This is a genomic window from Sutterella sp. (assembly GCF_052272535.1).
Lineage (GTDB): Bacteria > Pseudomonadota > Gammaproteobacteria > Burkholderiales > Burkholderiaceae_F > Sutterella.
Map to the genome: position 1 here is coordinate 1 of NZ_DAVZJY010000121.1, position 7,518 is coordinate 7,518.

Annotated in this window: 5 protein-coding genes; 2 read left to right on the plus strand and 3 right to left on the minus strand. The window is 59.6% G+C overall.

What is annotated here, in order from left to right; all coding sequences use genetic code 11:
- Together ACT6Y9_RS07100 and ACT6Y9_RS07105 are read left to right on the plus strand one after the other, a co-directional pair.
- A partial coding sequence (locus tag ACT6Y9_RS07100) for a transposase (protein WP_443744017.1) occupies positions 1-834 on the plus strand: 834 nt, incomplete at its 5' end.
- Complete coding sequence (locus ACT6Y9_RS07105) at positions 722-1,423, plus strand: ISL3 family transposase (protein WP_443744018.1); 702 nt, start codon at positions 722-724, stop codon at positions 1,421-1,423. The genes ACT6Y9_RS07100 and ACT6Y9_RS07105, both read left to right, overlap by 113 nt.
- 196 nt (positions 1,424-1,619) lie before the next feature.
- On the opposite strand, the gene ACT6Y9_RS07110 is transcribed toward ACT6Y9_RS07105, so the two are convergent.
- The 3 genes from ACT6Y9_RS07110 to ACT6Y9_RS07120 are packed head-to-tail and all read right to left on the minus strand — an operon-like array spanning position 1,620 to position 7,306.
- A complete protein-coding gene (locus ACT6Y9_RS07110; protein WP_443744019.1) occupies positions 1,620-4,958 on the minus strand; it encodes a DEAD/DEAH box helicase family protein in 3,339 nt (1,112 codons plus the stop codon).
- A gap of 47 nt (positions 4,959-5,005) precedes the next feature.
- On the minus strand, positions 5,006-7,090 hold the full coding sequence (locus ACT6Y9_RS07115) for an Eco57I restriction-modification methylase domain-containing protein (RefSeq protein ID WP_443744020.1): 2,085 nt from the start codon (positions 7,088-7,090) through the stop codon (positions 5,006-5,008).
- Positions 7,091-7,093: 3 nt separating this feature from the next.
- Positions 7,094-7,306, minus strand: a complete 213-nt coding sequence (locus ACT6Y9_RS07120) for a hypothetical protein (protein ID WP_443744021.1) — start codon at positions 7,304-7,306, stop codon at positions 7,094-7,096.
- Positions 7,307-7,518: the final 212 nt, after the last annotated feature.

Sequence of the window (7,518 nt, forward strand, 5' to 3'; positions counted from 1 at the left end):
ATGGCCCGAGCGAGTACTTTATGGGGGATGCTCTTTAATGTCAAACAGGCGTCCTTCAGCGAGCCCGATATCCTCGAAACGGAGGACGGCGAGTCGTTCCTCTGTCTGCACGCCACCGTTCACAAGCGCTACCGCTGCCTCTGCCCGCATTGCGGCCGGTCCTGCCCCTGCTATGAGGAGAACCGGGACCTACGGTCCTGGCGCGCCCCGGACTTCAACGGCATGAAGGTCTTCCTCCGTGCTTCGGCCCCCCGCGTCTCATGCCCGGAGCACGGCGTAGTCGTCGCCGCGGTTCCCTGGACCTATCACGGTTCCAGCTTCACCGCCGCCTTCGACCGCGCCGCGACTTGGCTCGCCACGCATCTTCCGCGCTCCACCGTCTCCGATCTCCTCCAGATCGACTGGAAGACCGTGGGCCGCTGCATCTCTCGAACCCGTGAGCATCTGGAGCCGGATCCTTCTCAGCGCCTCGACGGGCTCGTCCGTATCGGCGTCGATGAAACCTGCTACCGCAAGGGCTACAAGTACATCACCGTCGTCGTCAACCATGACACCAACACCGTCGTCTGGGCGCACGAAGGGTACGGCAGGAACGTGTTCGAGAAGTTCTTGAAGATGCTAACGCCCGAGCAGCGCAACTCCATCAAGGCCGTTTCCGGAGACGGCGCCAAGTGGATCGATCAGTGCATGGCGGAGTACCTTCCCAACGCCCGAGCGATGCGTGGACCCGTTCCACGTCATCCAATGGGCGGGGGACGCCCTCAACGACATCCGCCGCAAGACCTGGCAGGAACTCCGGAGCATCGCCCGCGATCTGAAGAGGCAGCTCGATGACTTGACCCGTGGCGACGATGCGGCGTCGTCTGCCGGCGAGATTGAGAAGCAGCAGACGAGCATCAAGACCAACGCAGCGCTCGCCAAGGCCGTCAAAGGGGCGCTGTACCCCCTGGGCAAGGATCCAGACAACCTCACCGGGCGGCAGGCCGCAACGCTGCAGTTCATCGCCGACACGGATCCTCGACTTTATCGGGCCTACCTGTCCAAGGAATGGCTGCGTGCCATCATCAAGCTTCCCGCCGACGAAGCCGCGACCGAACTCAAGCGCTGGTACTTCAAGGCCACGCACAGCCGGATCCCTGAGCTCGTCGAGCTTGCCCACAAGGTCCGGCGTCATGAGGCCGGCATCCGGCAGGCCCTCACTCTCAAGCTCAACAACGCCCGGATCGAAGCGACCAACAACAAGATCAAGCTCATCATTCGGAAGGCCTACGGCTTCCGTAAGGTGAAGAACCTCATCGACATGGTGATGCTCGCCTGCTCGAACCTGAGGATTCCTCTTGGGCATCGTGAGGGCAGTGATGGCAAGAAGCGCTCAGGACATTTGAAACGGTATTTCCTCAGGGCTACCCACAACTATGCCTGAAGAGCCAAAGACCTGCTTCAGCTCGGCATAGAGCGCGGCGGGCGTGGGGATCCCCGCGCGCCTCAGCTCGTTGCGCGAGGTGCGGAAGACCAGGCGAGCGCACAGCTCGGCGCCGTCGCGCCGCACGGCATCCGCCGCCGCGCGGGCTGCCTGCGCACGCTCGTCCTGCTGGCTGTCGATTACGTCTGCCACGCGCCTATGCCTCACTTAACTTGGGCCCAAAGACGCGCTCAACGTAGGCGTCCAGTGTGCCCTCCTTGGCAAGCTCCGCGGAATCAGCGAGCTCAAAGTTCGAGTCGCATCCCTGACCGACCTCGTCGTGGAAGCCTAGGATGAAGTGAGTGGCGATCTCGTAGATGATCTTGGTGGGCGCTATGCCGAACACCTGGTGCTCCAGGATGTGATCCAGTCGCTCTCGGTCGTCCGGGAAGGCGGCCTTCATGCCATCGCTTCGATACAGGCGCTTGATGATTTCGGTGATGTAGAGGCCCGACTTCATGTACAGGTCGGCAAAGGTGTGGCTCGGGTCGTCGAAGCAGCCCGGGTTCTCCTTCTCGAAGAGGTCAACCATCTCAACCACGACCTTGCGCGGCGTGAAGATCTGATTGGTCTTCTGGGGCGGCACGTAGTCGAAGATGTCCTCCGTCTGGGACTCATCGAAGTAGTTGGCCAGGCGCTCGCGCAGCTTGATGAACTCGCTTACGGAGTCGTTAAACACCACCTCGTCAAAGAGGTGTCCGACGAAATGCTTTACCTCGCCGGTCTCGGTGTCGGTGTAGTCGCCGCCGTCGCGCAGGAAGCGGAACTCGTCTACGGTGATGCTCGTGACGTCCAAGAAGACGTCGGCGGGGATCGCCGTATCGAAGTTCGCGAGCGTCGTGCCCTCCTCGCCGTATGCCATGAGAAACGACGGGATGGTGCGCGAGAAGCCGCGCAGGTGGGCACGCACCTTGTCCTCGATGCCCTGCTTCTCGTCCTCGTTCTTGGCCGTCTCCACCTCGCGCACCACGGTCTCGCCGGCACTCTGCACGAGCTCCTCGCGGGAGTCCTCGAGCTTCTGGGCGAGCGCCTGGAACGCCTCGGCCTTCTGCTCGTCATGCCGCTGGTTCACCTCGGCGCGCTCGGCCTCGCTGGTTGCCACCTTGAGCTCGTCCTTACGCGACTGCTCAATACGGCGTGCCTGGATCTGATAGTCACCGACCTGGCGGTTGAGCTGGATGTCGGCGTCCGCCTGGACCTTGCGCTCGATCTGCTGCTGTTGGCGCGGCTTGAGCTCGCTACCGTAGCTCTCCTTGGCAGCCTGAACCAAAGGTGCGGTCACGCTCTGCTTGAAGGCCTCCTTGAGACTGTCGAGCATTGCCCTGTCGTCATATTCGGCTGCGTGCGCCTTCGCGATGTCGTCCACGTGGCCTGAGAATTCGACGACGATGTCGCCGTAGACCTTCGGCCCGAATATGTCTGCAGCCTTGCCGACGACCTGCTCGTATGGGATCTCCACCTCGCCCTCATCGTTGATGGAGAGCTCGTCGGTCGTGTCCCTGTCGATCTTGACCTTATTCTTTTCGGCGGTCTGCGCCTTGCCCTGCTCGTAGGGGTCGAAGCGCTGGATGATCTCCACGACCTCTGCCGGCGCGCGGAAGACGCTCGCGATGTTCTGGAACAGGAAGTTGCTCATGAAGCCGCGCTTGACCACTTCACGGGCATGGATGCGCCTCGGCACGCTGAGCACCTGCTCGGCGTCGAGCTCGACCATCTGCCCCTCGTCGTCCTCGCCGTAGACGGGGAAGAAGTTCAGTAGCTGTCGGATATGGCGCTCGCGCGTCTCCACGTCGCCGCCACCGCGCGCGGTCTCTCCGTACAAGTCGTTGGCGAACTGCTCGAAGATGGTGAGCGTTCGGGCGGGGTCGAAGTCGAAGACATAGGCGTTTTCCTTGCGCGCGTAGTTGCCGCCGCCCAGGTCGAAAAGGCACGGGTTCTGGCTGCGGAAGGCCGCCTGCATGTACAGCGCGGGGCTCGCCATGTTCGAGAGCATGAGCACGGCAGTCCACTCCGGCACGGTCACGCCCGTGGTGAGCTGGCCGACCGAAAGGGTTATGGTTCTGTCGTGGTCCTTGATCGCGCGGCGCACCTTGTCGAGAGACTTATCGTTCTCGTCGTCGGCGTCGATCTTGCCGTCGCCGGCGGCGAGAACAACCTCGTAGTCCCCGAAGATGGGATGAGCCTGCAGCTTCTTAGCGAGGGCACGGGCGGAGTCCACGCGGTTGAGCATCCAGAACGTGTGGCGCAGCTCGTCGCGCAGCTCGGGCGTCGAGAACGGGAACTTCTCCTGCGTGGTGAGCGCGTCGAGGAACTTGTCCACGTCGGCGTCATGCACGAAGCCGCCGTTCTGCTTGGTCGAGAAGAACTCGTTGAGGTCGAAGGCGAACTCGGTCTGCTCGCCGTCGATGACCATGCCGCCGCGGGCCTTCTGCTCGACGATGTCGCTCATCTGGTAGGTGAGCAGGTTGAGCTTGGGGAGGTTGGCGTAGGGGTTCGGCTGTTCGGAGTCGGCCGGCCAGTCGCGCTTGGCCTGCTGCTCATCGGCGTAGGTCCAGTTGTAGATGGCGTCGTCGGCGAACTTCTCGTTGGCGATAGCCTTGAAGGGCGTGCCGGAGAGGTGCAACGTGAAGCGGCGCTTGATGTGGTCGAACGCCACGTCGGTCTTGAAGGTGTCCACGCCCTCGTGCGCCTCGTCGATGATGAGCACGTCCCAGGTGAGTTCGGCCACCTCGTCGAGCTTCTGGTACACGCCGCCAAAGCGGATGGAGCCCTTGAGGTCCTGAAGGCTCACGAACTCGATGAACCCCTTGGGGCCTTCCGGGTCGTTGCGGATGGCGCGCAGGTACTCCTCGCGGCTGAGGCAGTAGGGCTTGTCAGCCAGGGCGTCCACACCGCTGATGAAGCGGTAGCCGCCCTCTACCCCAACGAACTTCACGTAGTCGTCGTACCAGGAGTTGGCGATGGCGGGGCGGTTGGTGAGGATGAGCACCTTCTGCGCGCCGATGCTGCGGCACAGGTCGTATGCGGTGAGCGTCTTGCCGAAGCGCGGTTTAGCGTTCCACAGGAACTCGCCGCCGTGTGCACCGCCCTCGTCCCAATGGGCGCGGGCAAAGGCGCTCGTTTGCTCCACAGCGCGCTGCTGCTCGGCGCGCAGGGTGTAAGAGGCGGCACCGGGTGCGTCCAGCACGCCGTCGGTGTCGCGGAACCGGTAGAACTGCTGATGCGATTCCTCGCCGCTGATCTTGAACCATTCCTTCTTGGGTTCGCGCTCGACGCCCTGCTTCTCAAGATAAGCATGGAAGTCGGTGTCGCGGAACGTGCCCGCGCGGTGCTCCCACGTGGCGTTGCCGCTCCACTCCAGATGCCACTGAACGTCGGCGGTGTGCGTCTGCTGCTTGATGCGCTCGCGCACGTCCTGCTCGGTGTAGCCGATTTTGGTCCAGCCGTTATGACGGGCGATCTCGGGCGTGGTGTAGGCATAGATTTGCGGAACCACGGGAGCGGTGGTCTCGACGATCTGAGAGATGTCGATGCTCGCCATGGCTAGTCCATCTCCTTCACGTGGGATTCGACGAACTCAATTTCCTTGTCATCGAGGCCGTACTTGGCATAGAGCTGCTTGTCGATGTCTGCGATGGACTGTGACCAGTCAATGTCGGAGTTGGATGTGAAGTCCTGAAGGGGAACAAATTTCCATTTCTCAGGAGGATTGTCTTGAGTAATCTTCAAAATACCAAGAAGAGCTCGAACAAATTTCGACTTGACGTATTTCATGCAACTAAGCGCCTCGGCCTCGGTACTAAAGCTTCCTACACCGAGGAATGATTGTGTATACCCGATTAGGGGTTCCCCGATTAGGGGTGTCGACAGTACTTCACCTATCGCTCCAGAGCCATTTGCCTTTGGTAAGATAACTTTCCAAGCCTTTAAATTTCCATTATCTTCAACATAGGATGCCTTGATCCACTTGTAGACCCTCTGATTCGTTCCTGTTAAGCCGAGAATCCCAATTGAATCGTTGCCTACCTGACATTCTGTAAATACCGGAAGTTTGTTAAACGAGCTCGTCACAATCCTTCGTTCACGCCCGTCGCTGCTAATTTGCTCACGCGCCTCAGGGAAATCCGTATACAAAGCTTGAAGGTCAAACCGATTCTGCAAATAGATAATGTCCGTTAGGCACCCGTCTAACAAATGTGGGTTTATTTTCTTTTGCAAACCGCGCAATTCAGAAAAAGCTGAGAAGACGCCAATTGGACCAAATTCCGCCGAATGGTCTCGATAGGTAACTGCAACTCCGCCTTTAATGTCGGTATTTGGAAATACCGAGCCGCTCCTTTGCTGATAGTCGACAACCTTCAGATGTGAATCGTCAAGCATTTTACGATTCCAATCCTTTGGAGTTTTTCCTGCATTAAAGAGGAAACGTGCCGGTGTAATAAGCTCTGTCCGCTCGGAAACTTTGTAAGCCTCGTCCATAAAAAAGTTGTATATCGGCTTATCACTCGTGCCTTCAATCGTTTCCTGGTAGGGCGGGTTTCCAATCACCGCATAGAACTTCTTTCCCATGGCTGTTGCCTTGCCTTTCAACGAGGCGAACTCGAAGGGTCCGCCGTTCTGCCAGTCGTATATCACGCAAAGGGGCACCGTTTCTTTCAGTGCCTCTTCCTTGGTTTTTCCAGTTGTCTCATCGGGGAAAACGTTATCAAACAAGTCGAATAGCGAAGGTTGTATCGGCTCCGGCTCGGGTTCATCGAACGCCCCTAGTGTCGACTCCACTTCAGCGCCCATCTTGTTGGTGGGCACCGCGTCGGTGAAGCCGTTCATCTGCCAGAAGTTCCAGGAAACGATCCACGCCGACTGCTCGAGCTCGCTCTGCTCGGGGTCCGACCCCCAGCGTTCGCGGAAATGCTCGGCGAACGTCTCGAGCACGTTGATGCGGGCGATGAGCAGGTTGTCGCCCTGGTACTCGAAGCCGTACGTCGCGCGCAGTGCGTCGAGGGCACGGCGCACCCATTCCTTGCGAGTCTTGGTCTTCCCGCTCACGACGCGAAGCTTGCGGTCAAGGAAGCCCACGCGCTCGCTTACGGGCAGCTCGTCACCCGTCACGGTGTCGTAGCGCGAGCACACGAACGGCGCCTCGCCGCACGTGATCTCGAGCCGCGGCGACTCCACGTAGGCCTGCCATCCGTGCCCCTTCGACTTGGGAAAAGCAATCGGCTCATTGGTGGACGCCCAGGCCTTGGTGCCATCATCCGCAACGACCTCGGTGTTAAAGACGTCGCGCCTGCCGAACCACGCCTCGTCCAAGTCGTTGTTCATCTGGTTACATAGCCAAGACGGGGTGAAGACCTCGGCGCGGCTTTTGGTGCGTTGGGATTGCTTCTCTTGCTCCTTGGCGATGCGCGGCTTGATGATGTCGGAGTTTATGCCCGTGATCTTCTCGACGGTTATCTCGTCGTCGCCCATGTAGCCGTCGCCCAGAGCCTCGTATTCGTTGTCGGCCCATATGATGTTGCGCCCCGTAGTGCGGTCGCACAGCAACGTCTTAAGAATGAAAGGCGGGTATCGTCGGTCGAAGGACTCGATAAAACCTTCGGGCGACGTATCTTGAATTGGCTCGGTCACAGGCTATTGTCCCTTCTTCGCGAGCTCTTCGATCATGCGGGTGCGCACGAAGGCGGAGAAGCTCATGCCCCGCAGGGCAACCTCCTTCTTCGCCGCGTCGCGTAAGGTGTCGGGGATGCGCAGGGTCACGGAGACTTGATCTCCGTCCACCAGGAAGCTCCTGATCTCGGTCTCGTCGGGGTTGCCCTTGATGAGCTCCTTGTAGCCGCCAGACATTTGCGCCTCTATCCTTCGAAATGCAATAAGACTTCGGTTATTTGCTGAACTATACACAGTTCGGCTTCTTCGGTGCCATGCCATCTTTCGAAAGGAGGATCTTTTTGTTCTGGCTTCCTTTCTGACGACTTGTTTTCCGTTTCTCCGGTGCAGCATCCAGGGCGAACGCAGATTTTCGTGAATTACGACTGGCGTGACTCACGTTCCTGAAT